This is a genomic window from Empedobacter sp. UBA7248, assembly GCF_002472945.1.
Lineage (GTDB): Bacteria > Bacteroidota > Bacteroidia > Flavobacteriales > Weeksellaceae > Empedobacter > Empedobacter falsenii_C.
Map to the genome: position 1 here is coordinate 135480 of NZ_DKSU01000011.1, position 17122 is coordinate 152601.

At 32.0% G+C, this 17122-nt stretch carries 18 protein-coding genes and 1 pseudogene; 7 read left to right on the plus strand and 12 right to left on the minus strand.

The annotated features are described in order from the left end of the window. Positions 1-3: 3 nt before the first annotated feature. Both B4A23_RS11735 and hisE read right to left on the minus strand, forming a co-directional pair. Positions 4-780 (minus strand): M48 family metalloprotease, encoded by a 777-nt coding sequence (locus B4A23_RS11735; protein WP_291120242.1) that lies wholly within the window; start codon positions 778-780, stop codon positions 4-6. An 18-nt stretch (positions 781-798) separates the two neighbouring features. After that, entirely contained in the window at positions 799-1143 is a 345-nt protein-coding gene (gene hisE / locus B4A23_RS11740) for a phosphoribosyl-ATP diphosphatase (RefSeq protein ID WP_135836004.1), read from the minus strand. 230 nt (positions 1144-1373) lie between these two features. Between hisE and gcvP the strand changes: the two genes are divergently transcribed. Together gcvP and aqpZ are read left to right on the plus strand one after the other, a co-directional pair. Further along, on the plus strand, positions 1374-4229 hold the full coding sequence (gcvP, locus tag B4A23_RS11745; RefSeq protein ID WP_291120245.1) for an aminomethyl-transferring glycine dehydrogenase: 2856 nt from the start codon (positions 1374-1376) through the stop codon (positions 4227-4229). 149 nt (positions 4230-4378) lie between these two features. Next, entirely contained in the window at positions 4379-5089 is a 711-nt protein-coding gene (gene aqpZ, locus B4A23_RS11750) for an aquaporin Z (protein WP_291120248.1), read from the plus strand. A 30-nt stretch (positions 5090-5119) separates the two neighbouring features. On the opposite strand, the gene B4A23_RS11755 is transcribed toward aqpZ, so the two are convergent. The 9 genes and pseudogenes from B4A23_RS11755 to B4A23_RS11795 all read right to left on the minus strand — a co-directional run bounded on the left by B4A23_RS11755 (position 5120) and on the right by B4A23_RS11795 (position 12617). Then, positions 5120-5818: a hypothetical protein gene (locus B4A23_RS11755; RefSeq protein WP_291120250.1), complete on the minus strand. Its 699-nt coding sequence runs from the start codon at positions 5816-5818 to the stop codon at positions 5120-5122. Between the two features lie 2 nt (positions 5819-5820). Then, on the minus strand, positions 5821-6153 hold the full coding sequence (locus tag B4A23_RS11760; protein ID WP_291120253.1) for a PadR family transcriptional regulator: 333 nt from the start codon (positions 6151-6153) through the stop codon (positions 5821-5823). Between the two features lie 62 nt (positions 6154-6215). After that, positions 6216-6781 (minus strand): annotated as a pseudogene (locus B4A23_RS11765) (DUF1572 family protein). A gap of 6 nt (positions 6782-6787) precedes the next feature. Next, a complete protein-coding gene (locus B4A23_RS11770) occupies positions 6788-7306 on the minus strand; it encodes a DUF421 domain-containing protein (RefSeq protein WP_291120256.1) in 519 nt (172 codons plus the stop codon). 249 nt (positions 7307-7555) lie between these two features. After that, entirely contained in the window at positions 7556-8464 is a 909-nt protein-coding gene (locus B4A23_RS11775; protein WP_125350645.1) for a M28 family metallopeptidase, read from the minus strand. Between the two features lie 38 nt (positions 8465-8502). Then, on the minus strand, positions 8503-9171 hold the full coding sequence (locus B4A23_RS11780) for a sterol desaturase family protein (protein WP_291120259.1): 669 nt from the start codon (positions 9169-9171) through the stop codon (positions 8503-8505). A 133-nt stretch (positions 9172-9304) separates the two neighbouring features. Continuing rightward, positions 9305-10588, minus strand: coding sequence for a citrate synthase (locus B4A23_RS11785; RefSeq protein ID WP_114999222.1), 1284 nt, complete (start codon positions 10586-10588; stop codon positions 9305-9307). A gap of 80 nt (positions 10589-10668) precedes the next feature. Then, the gene (eno, locus tag B4A23_RS11790; protein WP_038333789.1) at positions 10669-11961 is read right to left on the minus strand and encodes a phosphopyruvate hydratase; all 1293 of its coding nucleotides are present in this window, start codon (positions 11959-11961) and stop codon (positions 10669-10671) included. A gap of 206 nt (positions 11962-12167) precedes the next feature. Further along, complete coding sequence (locus B4A23_RS11795; RefSeq protein WP_291120262.1) at positions 12168-12617, minus strand: hypothetical protein; 450 nt, start codon at positions 12615-12617, stop codon at positions 12168-12170. A 134-nt stretch (positions 12618-12751) separates the two neighbouring features. On the opposite strand from B4A23_RS11795, the gene greA reads away from it, so the two are divergent. From greA to B4A23_RS11815, 4 genes are read left to right on the plus strand one after another with little or no spacing between them, the layout of a single operon-like run. Next, a complete protein-coding gene (greA, locus tag B4A23_RS11800; protein WP_038333785.1) occupies positions 12752-13231 on the plus strand; it encodes a transcription elongation factor GreA in 480 nt (159 codons plus the stop codon). Positions 13232-13253: 22 nt separating this feature from the next. Continuing rightward, a complete protein-coding gene (locus tag B4A23_RS11805; protein ID WP_038333781.1) occupies positions 13254-13646 on the plus strand; it encodes an HIT family protein in 393 nt (130 codons plus the stop codon). Positions 13647-13649: 3 nt separating this feature from the next. Further along, positions 13650-14219 (plus strand): tetratricopeptide repeat protein, encoded by a 570-nt coding sequence (locus tag B4A23_RS11810; protein ID WP_038333778.1) that lies wholly within the window; start codon positions 13650-13652, stop codon positions 14217-14219. Then, positions 14220-14603, plus strand: a complete 384-nt coding sequence (locus tag B4A23_RS11815) for a hypothetical protein (RefSeq protein WP_286502380.1) — start codon at positions 14220-14222, stop codon at positions 14601-14603. Here the strand turns inward: B4A23_RS11815 and B4A23_RS11820 are convergent. Continuing rightward, positions 14600-15028 (minus strand): NUDIX hydrolase, encoded by a 429-nt coding sequence (locus B4A23_RS11820; RefSeq protein WP_286513003.1) that lies wholly within the window; start codon positions 15026-15028, stop codon positions 14600-14602. The genes B4A23_RS11815 and B4A23_RS11820 overlap by 4 nt on opposite strands. Positions 15029-15240: 212 nt before the next feature. Here B4A23_RS11820 and B4A23_RS11825 point away from each other — a divergent pair, with 212 nt between their 5' ends. After that, on the plus strand, positions 15241-17082 hold the full coding sequence (locus B4A23_RS11825; RefSeq protein ID WP_291120270.1) for a T9SS type A sorting domain-containing protein: 1842 nt from the start codon (positions 15241-15243) through the stop codon (positions 17080-17082). Positions 17083-17122 lie beyond the last annotated feature (40 nt).

Consider the following 17122-nt stretch of genomic DNA (forward strand, 5'->3'; position numbering starts at 1 on the left):
AATCTACTGATTTCTATATTTCTCTATAGCAGCTTTTATTTTTTCGCGACGGTTTGATGGCGATGGATGCGTACTCTGAAATTCTGGAACTTGGCTTCCTCCTGAAGCTTCTTCCAAAATATCCATTACGCCAATCAATGCTTCTGGATTATATCCTACCTGAATCATAAATCGAACGCCCAAATCATCTGACTCCAATTCATCATCACGACCATATTTCATATTCACCATATTCGCAACAACTTGTGCATAATAAGCCGAATTTGCATCTCCAGCTGCAACACCTGCCGCTCCTGCAATTCCTTGCGAAAGTTCTTGTTTCGACATTTGTTCTGCACTATGACGTGCTATAACGTGACCAACTTCGTGTCCCAAAACTCCAGCCAATTGATCTTCGTTTTGCAAACGTGTCAACAAGGCTTCGGTAATAAAAATTGGTCCACCAGGCAATGCAAAAGCATTTACAGTTCGATTATCTGCTAACACATAAAACTGAAATGGATAATTCGTTTTATGCGCATCACTATTATTGACCACTTTCGCACCCACTCGTTTTACAAGTTCTTGGTATTGGGCATTGCGAGATAGTCCACCAAACTCTTGAGCCATTTGCGGAGCCGAATTAATTCCCATAGCAATTTCATCATCTTTGGTTAATGAAATATATTGCTTTTCGCCTGTAATTTCATTGACCTCAGAAGAAGAAAAATATTTTATAACAGAAAAAATAACAATTGCAGCAGCAATTATTAATTTCATCGACGTTCCGCCCTTTTGCATATCAGTGTAAGGTGTTAATTATTTTTTGTGCCTTTTCTTTAAAATCTCCAAAACGTCTTTCAATTCAAAACCACGCGCATGTAAAGCCATTAGGTAATAAAAGAAAACATCTGCAGACTCTTCTAAAAAGTTTTCGTCATTATCTTGTTCCGAAGCAATAACCATTTCTACAGCTTCTTCTCCCATTTTTTTAGCGATTTGCGAATTACCTTTTTTATGAACACGTTTCATTTTAGATTTTTTCGCATCCTCTAATTTCGCCTCTTCCATCATGATTTCCAATTTCTTTAAGAATGGAAATTTTTTCTCTTCTTTGACTTCAGAAGTATTTTCATTAAGTTCCATAAAATCGTTTGTTTTCATAGATTTTTTTAAACGTAGAATAAATTTAAGAAATTCTACCGAATTATTTATCTCAATTCTATTGCCAATATTACTATTTTTTGAAAAAAAAGAAAGATTTTATTTACATTTATTTCTAAAAAAATAAAATTCTAATCTATTCATTCAATTAATTTTTAACATTGTTATTCACTTTTATTTTAAGATAAAAAAACGTATTTTTACGCGAAAATAAACATAGCGCAAACACAATGAACACAAACGATTTTTCCATTAGACATATTGGAAACAATGCGCAGCAAGCAGCTGAAATGCTTTCTGTAATTGGGAAAGATTCTATTGATTCTTTAATTGAGGCAACAGTTCCTCAGAACATTCGATTGAAAAATGCTTTGGATTTACCAGAAGCTTTATCAGAATTTGAAGCTATTAATCATTTAGCTGAAATCGCTTCAAAAAATAAAAAAGTAAAAAATTATCTTGGATATGGATATTATGGTACAATTTTACCAGCGCCAATTCAACGTAATGTATTAGAAAATGCTGGTTGGTACACAGCTTATACTCCATACCAAGCGGAAATTGCGCAAGGACGTTTAGAAGCTTTATTAAATTTCCAAACTGTTATTTCTGATTTAACAGGTTTACCTATCGCAAATGCCTCTTTATTAGACGAAGGTACTGCATGTGGTGAAGCAATGCACATGTTATTTGAATCTCGTTCTCGTGATCAAAAGAAAAACAATGTCAACAAATTTTTTGTAGCAGATAATTTATTCCCTCAATCTGTAGCGGTTTTAGAAACTAAAGCACATGGTTTAGGAATTGAATTAGTTATTGGAAACTTTGAAACGACAGAATTAACAGAGGAATTCTTCGGAGCGATCGTACAATACATCGGAAAAGGAGGACAAATCAATAATTATAGATCATTTGTAGAAAAAGCAAATGCAGTTAATGTAAAAGTTGCTGTTGCAACAGATTTATTAGCTTTAACATTATTAACACCTCCAGGTGAATGGGGAGCTGATATCGCAATTGGTACTTCTCAACGTTTTGGTGTTCCTATGGGATACGGTGGACCGCACGCAGCTTTCTTATCTTGTACAGAAGAATACAAACGTGTAATTCCAGGACGTATTATTGGAGTTTCTCAAGATCGTTTAGGAAACTATGCATTACGTATGGCTTTACAAACGCGCGAGCAACACATCAAACGTGAAAAAGCGACTTCTAATATTTGTACTGCACAAGTATTGTTAGCAGTTATGGCTTCTTTCTATGCTGTTTACCACGGAAAAGATGGATTACAATATATCGCTGATCAAATCCATACTAAAGCAGCTGTTTTACACGGAGGTTTAGAGCATTTAGGTTTTAAATTAGTAAATACAAATTTCTTCGATACAATTCAAATTGAAGTTGAAAACTCTGACGAAATTGTTAAGATTTTTGCTGAAGAAGAAATTAATGTAAATGGATTCGAGAACGGAAAAATTTCAATCACAATTGATGAAATGACTTCTGAAGAAGATATTTTCGAAATTTTAAGTGTTTTTGCAACAATTAAAAATACAGAAGATGGTTTCGAATTTGAAGTAGATGATTCTTATTTACCTCAAGATTTAATCAGAACTTCTGATTTCTTAACACACGAAAACTTCAATTTATATCATACAGAAACAGAATTAATGCGTTACATCAAGCGTTTAGAGCGTAAAGATTTAGCTCTTAACCAATCGATGATTGCATTAGGTTCTTGTACAATGAAATTGAATGCTGCGACAGAATTGTTACACATGTCTTGGGAAAGAATGGGGAATGTACACCCTTTCACTCCAAAAGATCAAGTAGAAGGTTACCAAACATTAATCCAAAACTTAGAAGATTATTTAGCTGTAATCACAGGTTTTGATGCAACTTCTTTACAACCAAATTCTGGTGCACAAGGAGAATATGCAGGATTGATGGTAATCCGTTCTTACTTTGAAGCAAGGGGAGAAGGACACAGAAATGTTGCTTTAATTCCACAATCTGCTCACGGAACTAACCCTGCTTCTGCTGCAATGGCTGGAATGCAAGTAGTTGTTGTGAAGAACTTAGAATCTGGTGAAACAGATTTAGTTGACTTGAAAGAGAAATGTGAAAAACACAAAGATAACTTAGCTGCATTGATGATTACGTATCCATCAACGTATGGCGCTTTTGATAGCAATATCGAAGAAGTTACTGAAATGATTCACGCTTACGGAGGTCAAGTTTATATGGACGGTGCAAACATGAATGCGCAAGTTGGATTAACTTCTCCAGGAAATATTGGTGCAGACGTTTGTCACTTAAACTTACACAAAACTTTCGCTATTCCTCACGGAGGTGGAGGACCTGGTGTAGGACCAATCTGTGTAAAAGCACATTTAGCGCCTTTCTTAGGATCTTCTCCATTAATCGAAACTGGAGGAAAAGAAGCGACAAATACATTCGCTGCGGCTCCTTATGGTTCTGCGTTCATTTTACCTATTTCTTACTCTTACATTTTAATGTTAGGTGCAGAAGGTTTATTGAAAGCGACACAAGGTGCAATCTTGAATGCTAATTACATGAAAACTCGTTTAGAGAAACATTTTGATATTTTATATACAAATGGAAACAATGTAGTGGCACACGAATTTATCTTAGATTGTCGTCCGTTCAAAAAAGCTGGTATCGAAGTAACGGATATCGCAAAACGTTTGATTGATTATGGATTCCATGCGCCAACAGTATCTTTCCCAGTTGCTGGAACATTGATGGTTGAGCCAACAGAATCTGAAAACAAAGCAGAATTAGATCGTTTTTGTGATGCATTAATTTCTATTCGTCAAGAAATTGATGAGGTTGCAAACGGAGATTATCCAGTTGATAACAACGTATTACACAACGCGCCTCACCCAATTCACTTGATTACGGCAGACGAGTGGGAATATCCTTACTCTCGTTCTAAAGCTGCATATCCAGCAGAATGGGTTCGCGAACGTAAATTCTTTGCATCTGTTTCTCGTATTGATGATGCTTACGGAGATCGTAACTTAATCTGTACTTGTGCTCCTATTGAGGCTTATATGGATTAATTATTGTAGAAAGAATATATTATAAATACAAATCGCTCTGAGAAATCGGAGCGATTTTTTTATTGAAATAATTTAAATGTTTAAAATGTTTTTATTTCTTAAAATTTTCTTAAATTCATTCCAACTAAACTTTTAATATTAAAACATTTATGAAAAATTATGCTGCCGAGTTTTTCGGTACTTTTTGGTTAGTTTTAGGAGGTTGTGGTAGTGCAATCTTTGCGGCTGGTATTCCCGAATTAGGAATTGGTTACGCTGGTGTTGCATTAGCATTTGGTCTTACTGTACTAACAATGGCTTACGCAGTTGGTCATATTTCTGGAGGACATTTCAACCCTGCTGTTTCTTTCGGTTTATTTGCTGGAGGACGATTTGACGGAAAACAATTATTTCCTTACATTATTTCGCAAGTATTAGGAGCAATTGCTGCTGCTGGAGTATTATACTTAATCGCTTCTGGAAATGCAAATTTCGCTATTGACAATACCAAAGCTGGTGCATTTGCTTCCAATGGATATGGCGCATTTTCACCACATGGTTACAGCATGTTATCTGCTTTTTTAATTGAATTTGTCTTAACAGCCTTCTTCTTAATTGTTATTTTAGGTGCAACAGACAAATTTGCAAACGGAAAATTTGCTGGAATCGCAATTGGATTGGCCTTAACGTTAATTCACTTAATTTCTATTCCAATCACTAACACATCTGTAAATCCAGCCCGTTCTACATCACAAGCTATTTTTGTAGGCGGCGAGCCTTTAACACAATTATGGTTATTCTGGGTTGCTCCTATTGCAGGTGCAATTGTAGGTGGATTAATTTATAAAATGCTTCTACAAAAAGAAGAAAATTTAGCATAAAACCTGAAAAGCTCCGAATGGAGCTTTTTTTTATTTTATTAACTGATATTCAGGATAAAATTCACTGAGTATTTCTTCTTCTTTATTCGGTAAAAAATAACAGGTTACATAAAAAAGTAAAAAGATAAAACTAAATATAATCGAGAATACAATATTTAAAATAATTTGGTTATTATTAAGATGAATCAAAGCCTGTAAACTTAGATTAAACAAAGAAAATGCAAACGAGATGATATAAAGATTTTTAAAAATAAGCTCTTGTAAAATCAGTTTTCTATTTTTCACACTTAATTTTTGACGATATTTTTTTTGTAATCTTATATATCGATAAATAAATAATCCAAAAAATAGAACAATCGTAGTTAAAATAGCAATTTTACTATATTTAAAAGCTATCAAATTAAACAATAATATTCCACTCGCAATAAGGATAAAATACTGAAAATTAAACAAATGATTTTTCATTACTTTCCAAATCAAATTATTGTATTTTTTTTGAAGTGCAAACCTTCTTTTATCTACAATTTCGGAAAAACCAAATATTCCAAACTTCTTGAATTCATTTTGTAAAGCTTCTTCAAAAGTTATAGTTTCATTTGTTTCCCATTGTTCTTCAATTCCACAAGCTAAATGATCAGCTAATTCCAATTGCAAATCATAATCTTCAACATAATGTTGACGCGTAAAATCAATTAATTTTTGAACTTCAATAGCAGATATTTTTCTCATGATTAAATCAATTTAGGATTCAATAATTCTTGAATTTGTTGCATTGTTTCTGTTAATAATTGAATTCTTTTTACAGATTCTTTCGTTCCAAACTCAGTCAACTTATAATATTTTCTTATCCGCCCTTCTACTCGCTCAGCTTCCACTTCAATCATATTTTCAGCTTCAAGCTTATGCAAAATTGGATACAATGCACCTTCTTTTAACTCAAATTGATCTTGCGTTAAAATTCTAATTTTTTGAATAATTTCATAACCATACATTCTTTTATGATTTTGTAATAGTTTTAAAATAATCGGTTGCAGAGTTCCTTTATAAAATTGAACATCTTTCATATACCTAAGTTTCTTATGTAAGTTAAGATAAATAATTCAATTAAAAACACTTTAACTAAAATTTATTTCAAAAACTCATCGGTAAAATGCTGTGTTTTCTTATCTGTCGAAAACTTCGTTTGATTATAATCTGCTGATTTATTCTTCGGAATTGAAAGTGAATTCCATTCATTATCTTTTATTAACTTTCCTATAAAAACAATTTGACCAACACATGATAAGGATAATGCGCCAATTGCCGATTAATGGCTTCTATTACCGTGTGCCCTTCATTTCGGATATAGATAATTTGTTGTAAATCTTCATTCGTTTTGATTTGTGCTAAAGCATCAAACAAACACTTCCAACCTTTCTCCCATTTCTCTAAAAGTTGTTCTTTAGTTTTGATTGTATCTTCAAATTCTTCATCACGATTTCGCCACTCTTTTTCGCCATCTGTTGTCAAAAAATCAGTCCAACGCGACAACATATTTCCTGAAAGATGATTCACGATAATCGCAATACTATTTGAGTTTTCATTGTATTGCCAAAACAATTCTTCATCTGTTAATTGCGAAAATGTTTTCTCTCCCAATTGTTTATAATACTGGAATTGTTTGATAATCCCGTTTACTAAATTATTTTCCATATTTTGTTAATTGGTTCCTTGTAAATTTTTGTGATTATGTTTGCGTTTATAATGTGTTTCCTTAAATTGATTTTTATCCGTTGTCACAATTGAGATATTTCCATCAATCTCCATCATCGCCAATTTCACATCTTTGATATGTTCCACACCATGTTCGCGCATTGCTTCGTTCAATTCTTCCGAATTAATTCCCAATTTGCTCAACATCGTAAAATCTGCTTTACCATTACGGATTAAAATTTCGGGTTTTTGTTCAATTAAGTTTCCTAAAAATTTATTCTTTAGCAGTATCTTTTTGATAATAAAATTTAAAAGAAACAATACAAAAGCTGCTATCAATCCACCTTGTAAGCTTGAATCTGAACCAACCATAGCATTTTGAACAGCATTACTAATCAATAAAATCAAAATAACATCTGCCGTATTTAATTGCGATAATTGTTGTTTACCAAAAATTCTAAGTGCAATTAACATAAAAAAATACACCGAAATACAGCGCAAAACGATTCCTAAATAACCTTCCATACATTTATTTTAAGGTAAATAAAAGGTACTAAAAAATCCGTTCTGAAATTGGAACGGATTTAAAAATTTATTTTGATTTTCGAAGAATATAAATTCTAGAAACTCTTAAAATTAAATAGATAATTGCGAGATAAAACTTTTTCTCATAAAACAATTCAAGACCTTTTATTGGGAAAAATTTTTCTGATAAAAACGCTAACAATAAAATTACAATAACTGCAATACTAACAATATTAATTGCTTTATCCATTAGTTGTTATATTTTGGTTGAATATTTTTCTTCATCATTTCGTATAAAGAATGTCCAATTCCTTGCGTAATTTCTGATAGATTTTCGAAATTAATCACCGAAACTTCATCATTTTTTTGATGATAATGATGTTGATTTTCCATGTTTACAGAAGAAAGCGCATGCGAAACCACTTTATGATTTACAAAATTTACATTATCCGAACGATAAAATAATTGTTGTTGCAAATAAGGATCGTTTTCGACTTTGAATGTTTTAGTCGAATTGTTGTTCATCAAATTCATCAAATCCGAACGATCGCTACCTGTCATGTACACTTTTCCTTCACCAAAAGCAGAAACAGTTCCAATCATCTCTAAATTTAACATCACTTTCATATTTGGTAAATAAGACTGAAAATCTGTATTTTCTACCAACATTTTAGAACCAATTAATCCTATTTCTTCAGCATCAAAAGCCATAAACATCATGGTTTGCTTAACTTTTTTATTTTTGAAATAATCAGACAAAGCCATTACAGCCGAAGTTCCACTCGCATTATCATCCGCTCCATTATAAATTTTATCCTCACCTTTGTCATCTGTTCCAACATGATCAAAATGCGCGCCTACAGCGTAAATATCAGACGATTTACCTTCTTTGATTCCACAAACATTTTGTCCTGTTTTCCCTTTATATTCAAATTCGATTAAATATGAATCACCAACACAAGGTTTTAATTTATTTTGTTTGAATTTTTCAGCAATCAATTCAGCAGCCAATCGATTTTCGGGCGTTCCAAATTTTCGACCTTGCATAGCATCAGATGCTAATTCTTCGACATATTTCTTTTGATTTTCTTTAGAATATTGCGCGTTTGCTTGATTGAATGCAAGTAATCCAATTGCAAGTAAAGTATATTTTTTCATTTTTTGTGTGAACTTAATTTGACGGAAGATACAAAAAATTAACTTTTCTTCTCAAACATCAATTCTTTTACTTTTTCTTTATCTTCTTTTTCATTCTTTAAGTCGAACATTGTTCCGAAAATACGATCCCAAAACGTATTGGAAACGCCAAAACCTAATTCTTCGTCTTTATAATGATGCAAATGATGATTGCGCCAAAGAGGTTTCATAAACTTGAAAGGCGGCGCAACAGCATGAATCAAATAATGCATAGACGCATACAATAAATAGCCAATCATAAAACCAGGAAAGAAAGCAAAGCCGTATTTTCCTAAAATTAAATATTGAATCAAGAAAATGATTGATGCCAAAAGAATACTTGGAACTGGAGGCATAAACAAACGTTGTTTATCGCGCGGATAATGATGATGATTTCCGTGAAAAATGTAAACAATTCGTTTTAGACTTGGTTGTTCGGCTGTCCAATGAAAAAGATAACGATGCGCAAAATATTCGAACAAAGTCCAAAATAACATCGCTCCAAAAAATAGGCAGATAACTGTTAAGACAGATAAATCGTAACGAGAAATTCCATAATAAATACAGTAGGAAAGTAGAGGAATGTACATTCCCCAAATAACTGCGGGATGACCTTTTGTCAACATTTCGAGGTATTTGTTTTCGAAGATTTGTGCTTGACCTTTATTATGTATTTTCTCAAATTTCATGGTTACAAAATTTAATTTACTTAAAAATAAGGTTTTAACACATTTTAAACAAACAATCTCTAAAAATTAATTGTTAAAAAAAATCCGAAAATCAAAGTTTGATTTTCGGATTGTATGATGAATAAGATAATTCTTATCTTTTTTCAATTTCAACGTAATCACGTAATGGTGCTCCTGTGTATAATTGACGAGGACGACCAATTGGTTGATTCGTTTCGCGCATTTCCATCCATTGTGCAATCCATCCTGGTAGACGTCCAACAGCAAACATAACTGTAAACATTTCAGTTGGGATATCTAACGCTTTGTAGATAATTCCTGAATAGAAATCTACGTTTGGATATAAGTTTCTTGATTTGAAATACTCGTCTTCTAAAGCAGCTTGCTCTAATTTTTTCGCGATATCTAAAATAGGATCATTGATTCCTAATTTCTCTAAAACGTTATCCGCAGCAACTTTGATGATTTTCGCACGAGGGTCAAAGTTTTTATAAACACGGTGTCCGAATCCCATTAAACGGAATGGATCGTTTTTATCTTTTGCTTTAGCTAAGTATTTTTCAACATCTCCACCATCATTTTTGATTGCTTCTAACATTTCTAATACTGCTTGGTTAGCACCTCCATGTAATGGTCCCCATAATGCAGAGATACCACCAGAGATAGAAGCAAATAAACCTGCGTGAGAAGAACCTACTAAACGTACACTTGATGTAGAACAGTTTTGTTCGTGATCTGCGTGTAAGATTAATAATTTGTCAATTGCATCAATAATAACTGGATCTAAGTCTAATTCTTGACCTGGTTTTTTGAATAATAATTGATAAAAGTTTTCTACGTAAGATAATTTATCGTTAGAGTAGTTAACTGGTAATCCTTTAATTTTTCTTTGTGTCCAAGACGCTAATACTGGGAATTTACCTAATAAAGTAACTGCCGCTCTATACATATCATCTGGAGAAGTAACGTCTACAACTTTTGGGTTGAATGCTGATAAAGCAGCTGTTAAAGATGTTAATACCCCCATTGGGTGAGCAGAACTTGGGAATGCATCTAAGATTTTGATTAAATCTTCTGACACATAGTTGTACTCATTAATATCAGCGATAAATTTATCTAATTCAGCTTGTGTAGGTAATTCTCCTTTGATTAACAAATACATTACTTCTACGAAAGAAGATTTCTCTGCTAATTGTTCAATAGGATATCCACGGTACATCAATTTACCTTCTTCACCATCTAAAAATGTAATTTTAGATTCGCATGCCCCTGTATTTTTGTAACCTGGATCCATTGTAATTAATCCAGTAGCACTTCTTAACTTGGAAATATCAATAGATTTTTCATCCATTGTACCAGTTGTAACAGGTAGCTCCAACTCATTTCCGTTGTAATTTAATATTACCTTATCTGACATTTTATAGTTTATATTATTTATTGCGTAATTTACACTTTTTTTATTAATTTGAGACTGATAAATATCAGCCTCAAATTATTTTATCGCTTAACTTTAAAAGCCTTAAGTCCTGGAAAGATTGCTGTTTCTCCAAGAATCTCTTCAATACGTAATAATTGGTTGTATTTCGCCATACGATCAGAGCGAGAAGCAGAACCAGTTTTGATTTGTCCTGTGTTCAAAGCAACAGCTAAATCTGCAATTGTAGCATCTTCTGTTTCTCCAGAACGGTGAGACATAACTGCTGTATAACGTGCATTTTGCGCCATTTGTACTGCTTTGATCGTTTCTGTTAACGTACCAATTTGATTGAATTTTACTAAGATAGAATTTGCTGTTTCAGCATCAATTGCTTTTTCTAATTTAGTTACATTCGTTACCAATAAATCGTCTCCAACAATCTGAACACGTTTACCGATTTTATCTGTTAAGATTTTCCAACCTTCCCAATCGTTTTCATCCATACCATCTTCGATAGAAATAATTGGATATTTCTCCGTCAATTCTGCTAAATAAGCTGCTTGCTCTGCAGAAGTACGGATAGCTCCTTTCTCTCCTTCGAATTTTGTATAATCATATTTTCCATCGTGATAGAATTCTGATGATGCACAATCTAATGCAATCATAATTTCTTCACCTGCTTTGTAACCTGCTTTTTCTATTGCAGAAATTACAGTATCTAAAGCATCTTCTGTACCATCAAAAGTTGGTGCAAAACCACCTTCGTCACCTACTGCTGTAGATAAACCACGGTCGTGTAAAATTTTCTTTAATGCATGAAAAACTTCTGTTCCTTTGCGTAACGCATCAGAAAAAGATTCTGCCTGAACTGGCATAATCATGAATTCTTGAAATGCAATAGGCGCATCAGAGTGAGAACCTCCATTTACGATATTCATCATTGGAACTGGTAATGTGTTTGCATTAACTCCTCCGATGTATCTAAACAATGGTAAACCTAATTCTTCTGCTGCAGCTTTTGCAACTGCCAAAGAAACACCCAAAATTGCATTAGCACCCAATTTAGCTTTGTTTTCAGTTCCATCTAAATCAATCATTACTTGATCGATTAAATTTTGTTCGAAAACAGAAAAACCAATTAATTCTGGAGCAATCACTTCATTTACATTCTCGATAGCTTTCAAAACTCCTTTACCTAAGTACAAGTCTCCACCATCACGTAATTCTACTGCTTCATACTCTCCTGTAGATGCTCCTGATGGAACAGCTGCACGACCTAAAACACCTGATTCTGTATACACGTCTACTTCTACAGTTGGGTTACCACGAGAATCTAAAATTTGTCTTGCATGGATATGCGAAATAATGCTCATTATTAATTTTTTTTAATTGATAAAATTTTGATTTACCAAAAATAATGGATTTGAGTAATCTTTACAACGAAATTATCTTTTTTTAAAAATAATTTAATTCAAAAACAATTCGAAAAATTTATGCATGCATAATAAAGAAGTATAATTTCGATGCCTGCAAAGATTATTATTTTTTGAGTGAATTAAAAAAACTTTCGTTAAAAAATTTAATTCGTTATTGTAAGCGTTCCATTTGCATTTACATACACTTGGTAAGTTCTTGGTGCTCTGTTCGCTACTTTTGTAGGTTGTCCTGTCAATAAAATCCATTCAGAATTATCTGCATCACATACAATACTGATGTCATTCTTTACATACAAAGTAGTTTCTGCACCAGGACAAATATGCGGCGCATTACGATCGTAAGCTTTGAAACCAGAAGCTGTACGCACCACAATCAAACCTCTAGAGCCTGCTGTTGCTCCCTCTATATATACCCATCCTCCTGGATTGTTTAGATTAGAATACAAAGGTAAATTGATATTGATAGAGACATTCACAATCGTATTTGGCACACAACTTACTACACCGTCATCTGAATTACAACCTTGAAATAGGCTTGCAAAAACACAAACCAAAATAACCTTATTTAGAATCGTTTTAATAAATTGTTTCATTTTTAATTTGCTGTATTTTTTTTATTATCTTTGTAGTACAATAACTAAATAGTCCTGCGCATAGTATTACATATGTGTAGGATTATTTATTTTATAAGACCTATTTAATAAAAAATTAATTAAACATTGTTGTTATGGCAAATATACAATATGTAACGAAAGAAGGATTAGAAAAGTTGCGTGAAGAGCTTCATCAGTTAGAAACTTTTGAGCGTCCAAAAATTTCGCAACAAATTGCTGATGCGCGTGATAAAGGAGATTTATCTGAAAATGCAGAATACGATGCTGCAAAAGAAGCTCAAGGAATGTTAGAGATGCAAATTGCTAAATTGAAAGAAGTTGTAGCATATGCTCGTGTAATTGATGAATCTAAATTAGACCATTCTAAAGTATCAATATTATCAAAAGTTAAAATAAAAAATATAGCGAACGGACAAGAATTAGTGTACACTTTAGTACCTGAATCTGAAGCTGATTTAGCTAAAATGCGCATCTCTGTGAATACGCCAATCGCAAAAGGATTATTAGGAAAATCACTTGGAGAAGTTGCAGAAATTACATTACCTAACGGAATGACTTTAAATTTTGAAATTTTAGAAATATCTTTGGACTAAGATTTCAAAAATTAAAAAACATATGGCAAGCATTTTCACTAAAATTATAAACGGAGAAATACCATCATACAAAATTGCCGAAAACGATAAGTACATCGCTATTTTGGACGCTTTTCCTTTAGTAGAAGGTCATGTATTGGTTATCCCGAAAAAAGAAGTCGATAAAATCTTCGATTTAGACAAAGAAACCTATTTAGGTTTAATGGACTTTTCTTATGAAATTGCACACGCTATAGAAAAAGCAATACCTTGTTTACGCGTTGGCGTAGCTGTTGTTGGTTTAGAGGTACCACATGTACATGTGCATTTGGTTCCTCTAAATACAATGCAAGATATCAATTTCTCAAATCCAAAACTTCAATTATCTGCCGAGAAAATGATCGAAATTGCAGATAATATCAAATCATATTTATAATCGATGAACAAATACATTAAATTAGTAATCGCCGCTGTATTAATCGCTTTAGCAATCTTTTTGTTTACCATTCGCGAATACGGTTGGGGATTTGTTTCGTTATTAGTCGCTGTATTTCCAATTTTATTCTATTTCAGAAACGAAAACATTTTGTTAGCTTTCTGGTTTTTACGTAAAGAGGATATGGCAAAAGCGAAAAAATGGTTACAAAAGATCAAAAATCCATCATCAGAATTAATTCCTAAACAAATGGGATATTACCACTATATGATGGGAATTACTGAAGCGCAGGACAATGTTGCGGTTTCAGAAAAATATATGAAAGAAGCCTTAAACTACGGTTTATCGTTTGATCATGACAGAGCAATGGCTAATTTATCTTTGGCTGGAGCTGCAATGTCAAAAGGTAAAAAGAAAGAAGCGGAAGGTTATATTAAAGAAGCGAAGAAAAACGATTCGAAAGGAATGTTTACTGATCAAATCAAAATGATGAACGATCAAATGAAACGTTTCAACGTAAGTAATTCGCAATTACAAAACCCACACATGCGTCACAAAGGACGTAAATTCTAAATGGATATATCAAAATTTACAGAAGAATCATCATCAAACACCAACAAGTGGAAACTGATTGAAGAATTTTTTCAACAAAATTTCACAGACGGTGAAAGACCAGATTTAGATACGATTCTTTTTTTGATCGGTGTTCAAGAATTAGGACAAGGAAAAAAACGATTCAAAAAAGATGATAAACTCAATTTATTACACATTGCAGTTTGTCGCGTGTTAGAACCTTTTGGTTTTTATCGTTTCGATGGATTAGATCCAGATGGTTGGCCACATTTTGAGTTGTTGGAAGATTTACCACCGCTTAAAACAAATGAGCAAACCTTGTTGATGAAATACGCCATTATACAGTATTTTGATGATCAAAAAATAATAAACTTCGAGTCTTAAGATTCGAAGTTTTCTTTTTTATACAAATCAATTACCACTTTATCTGCATCTAACGTAAATTTCTCTGCATTCAATTCTTCTTTGGATAACCATAACAATTCGTTGATATCTGCATCCAAAATTTTCAATTTAGCCAATGCTTTCTCTGTAATTGTCGCTTTATAATAAATCAATAAAACCTGTTCTGTTGGATCAAAAGCATTCAACACAAAAAAATCTTGTGTATAAAAATGCTCATGAACGTCTACTTTCAAATTCAATTCCTCTTTTATTTCTCTTCTTATACAATCTTTTGTTCCTTCACCAAACTCCAGTCCACCGCCAGGAAACTTATAAATTAACTCTCCCTGAAACGGCTCGTGAATCACCAATACCTTTCCCTTGTGCTCCAATAACGCATATACACGCACATTAAATGGTTTCATATCCTATATATTTTTTATAAAAATATAATATAAATAAAAGTTTTCTATTAAAATAGCATAAAAGATACTAATAAAAATATTAACTTGATAATCAATGTGTTAAGTTTTGTATTTTCAGGAAGATTATTTAAAATTCATGAATTCCGAATATTGTTAAACTTTTTATATATTAATACTAAGTAAATTTAGAACTCATTAAAAAACAAATAATTATGAGGAAATTTACTTTTATTCTATCTGCTTTATTTATTGGGCAAATTCTATCTGCGCAAAATAATCCGATCAAATTTGAAATTTCGCCACCTGAAAAAAAATTAGTTCCAAATAATGAAAAACCTTCTTTAAGTTTTACTAAAACAGAAGCCAAAGAACCAAATCATTCCAAACCTCAAATTGAGAGAAATTTAAAAACTGAAACTTATTCTAACAAAAAAGAAGATCTTACAGAAAAATTAGATAGCCTTATCACTAAAAATTCGAATGGAGATTATTTTTCGAAACAAGTTTTTACATATAAGGATAATAAGTATTACACCAATGCGAAAAACTATTTCTGGGATAATTATACAAAAAAATGGGATCTTGTTCAAGAATTCATTAATGATTATGATGAGAACGGAAATGTATTATCTCAAATAGAACAAAACTATTTAGATTATGTAGGAGTAAAAGTAGAATATGTTTATAATAGTGATAATAAAGCTATTTCTACAAAATATGCAACTTTTTTTAATGAAGATTGGGAATATATAGAGCGTCTTGATCATGAATACACGAACGGAGATATAACATTAGAAACTGGTTATAAAAGTTATGATGGAACTGAAAACTGGACAAAAACCTTTTATGCAAAAGCCGATTATGATAATCTACATCGCCAGAAAAATATAGAACAATACTATTTAGATGGTACTGATTGGGTTGGATTAACAAAAGCAAAATACGAATATTACGAAAATTCAAAAGATAAATTGACTTTGTATGAATATTATGAATGGTTAAACGGTGAAAATTGGAAAGCTAACCAAAGAGTAGAACAAACTTTTGATAACAATTACATCACAAAGCAAACATTATTAATGCTTAATTATGCTGATAATACTTGGACAGGTGATAATAGTAATTATACGATTTTTAAATATGATAATCTTTGGAAAATAACTGAAGAAACTAATTATGTTTTAGATCAAAATAATAACAATACATATGTTCCAAAAATTAGTTCCTTAACAGAATACTCTAAGCAAGGAAATATTGATGTTTCAGACCAAAAAACTTATGAAATGATAAGTAATAACTGGGAATTAGCTGATGTCTTAACCAAACATTTTGATGATAGAAACAACCTACTTTTCAAAACAGAAAAATTCGTCAATGGGAATTACGAAGATTATCTTTATGAAGAAAATTATGAATATGATTCTTCAAACAATCGACTTTCCGAATATTATTACAACATCGAAAACGGAAATAAAATAGCAACTTTTGCATCTAAAAGTACATACGATAGTAATAATAATCCTAAACTATACATAGGGTACAATGGAAATGGACAAGATGGTTGGGAAGAAAGTAGAAAATGGGAATATGAGTATACACAAAATTTCCAAACGTCTCTGTTAGGTTATATAAAAATAGGAAATGATTGGTATAGTGAATTTGGAGATAGTATGGATGTCGATAAAAATGTAAGTTCAGATACATTACTTTTCCCAACGAATTATAATTCTCCTTTTAAAATATTAAATACAAAAGCATATAATACAGATGGAGGTTCGGGATGGATTATAGATACATCAGAGTTTCATTATTCTAAAATTGAAAAACTAAACACAAATGATGTAGATACTCAAAGTAAAGTTTTGGTATATCCTAATCCAACAAACGGAATTATACACATCAATGCTACAAAAATTAACTCAGTACAACTGTATGATTTAACAGGAAAATTAATTAAAGAATCTAATAAAAACATATTAGACATTACATCACTTCCTAAAGGTATTTATATAATCAATGTAGATGGTAATAGCTCTCGAATTATTAAAAAATAAATCTATATATAAACCATACAAAAAGCCTCAAGAAAATAAT

What these genes read in the sequence shown, in the direction of transcription:
- B4A23_RS11735 (WP_291120242.1), bottom strand. Translation starts at nt 780, where the DNA reads ATGCAAAAGGGCGGAACGTCGATGAAATTAATAATTGCTGCTGCAATT.
- hisE (WP_135836004.1), bottom strand. Translation starts at nt 1,143, where the DNA reads ATGAAAACAAACGATTTTATGGAACTTAATGAAAATACTTCTGAAGTC.
- gcvP (WP_291120245.1), top strand. Translation starts at nt 1,374, where the DNA reads ATGAACACAAACGATTTTTCCATTAGACATATTGGAAACAATGCGCAG.
- aqpZ (WP_291120248.1), top strand. Translation starts at nt 4,379, where the DNA reads ATGAAAAATTATGCTGCCGAGTTTTTCGGTACTTTTTGGTTAGTTTTA.
- B4A23_RS11755 (WP_291120250.1), bottom strand. Translation starts at nt 5,818, where the DNA reads ATGAGAAAAATATCTGCTATTGAAGTTCAAAAATTAATTGATTTTACG.
- B4A23_RS11760 (WP_291120253.1), bottom strand. Translation starts at nt 6,153, where the DNA reads ATGAAAGATGTTCAATTTTATAAAGGAACTCTGCAACCGATTATTTTA.
- B4A23_RS11770 (WP_291120256.1), bottom strand. Translation starts at nt 7,306, where the DNA reads ATGGAAGGTTATTTAGGAATCGTTTTGCGCTGTATTTCGGTGTATTTT.
- B4A23_RS11775 (WP_125350645.1), bottom strand. Translation starts at nt 8,464, where the DNA reads ATGAAAAAATATACTTTACTTGCAATTGGATTACTTGCATTCAATCAA.
- B4A23_RS11780 (WP_291120259.1), bottom strand. Translation starts at nt 9,171, where the DNA reads ATGAAATTTGAGAAAATACATAATAAAGGTCAAGCACAAATCTTCGAA.
- B4A23_RS11785 (WP_114999222.1), bottom strand. Translation starts at nt 10,588, where the DNA reads ATGTCAGATAAGGTAATATTAAATTACAACGGAAATGAGTTGGAGCTA.
- eno (WP_038333789.1), bottom strand. Translation starts at nt 11,961, where the DNA reads ATGAGCATTATTTCGCATATCCATGCAAGACAAATTTTAGATTCTCGT.
- B4A23_RS11795 (WP_291120262.1), bottom strand. Translation starts at nt 12,617, where the DNA reads ATGAAACAATTTATTAAAACGATTCTAAATAAGGTTATTTTGGTTTGT.
- greA (WP_038333785.1), top strand. Translation starts at nt 12,752, where the DNA reads ATGGCAAATATACAATATGTAACGAAAGAAGGATTAGAAAAGTTGCGT.
- B4A23_RS11805 (WP_038333781.1), top strand. Translation starts at nt 13,254, where the DNA reads ATGGCAAGCATTTTCACTAAAATTATAAACGGAGAAATACCATCATAC.
- B4A23_RS11810 (WP_038333778.1), top strand. Translation starts at nt 13,650, where the DNA reads ATGAACAAATACATTAAATTAGTAATCGCCGCTGTATTAATCGCTTTA.
- B4A23_RS11815 (WP_286502380.1), top strand. Translation starts at nt 14,220, where the DNA reads ATGGATATATCAAAATTTACAGAAGAATCATCATCAAACACCAACAAG.
- B4A23_RS11820 (WP_286513003.1), bottom strand. Translation starts at nt 15,028, where the DNA reads ATGAAACCATTTAATGTGCGTGTATATGCGTTATTGGAGCACAAGGGA.
- B4A23_RS11825 (WP_291120270.1), top strand. Translation starts at nt 15,241, where the DNA reads ATGAGGAAATTTACTTTTATTCTATCTGCTTTATTTATTGGGCAAATT.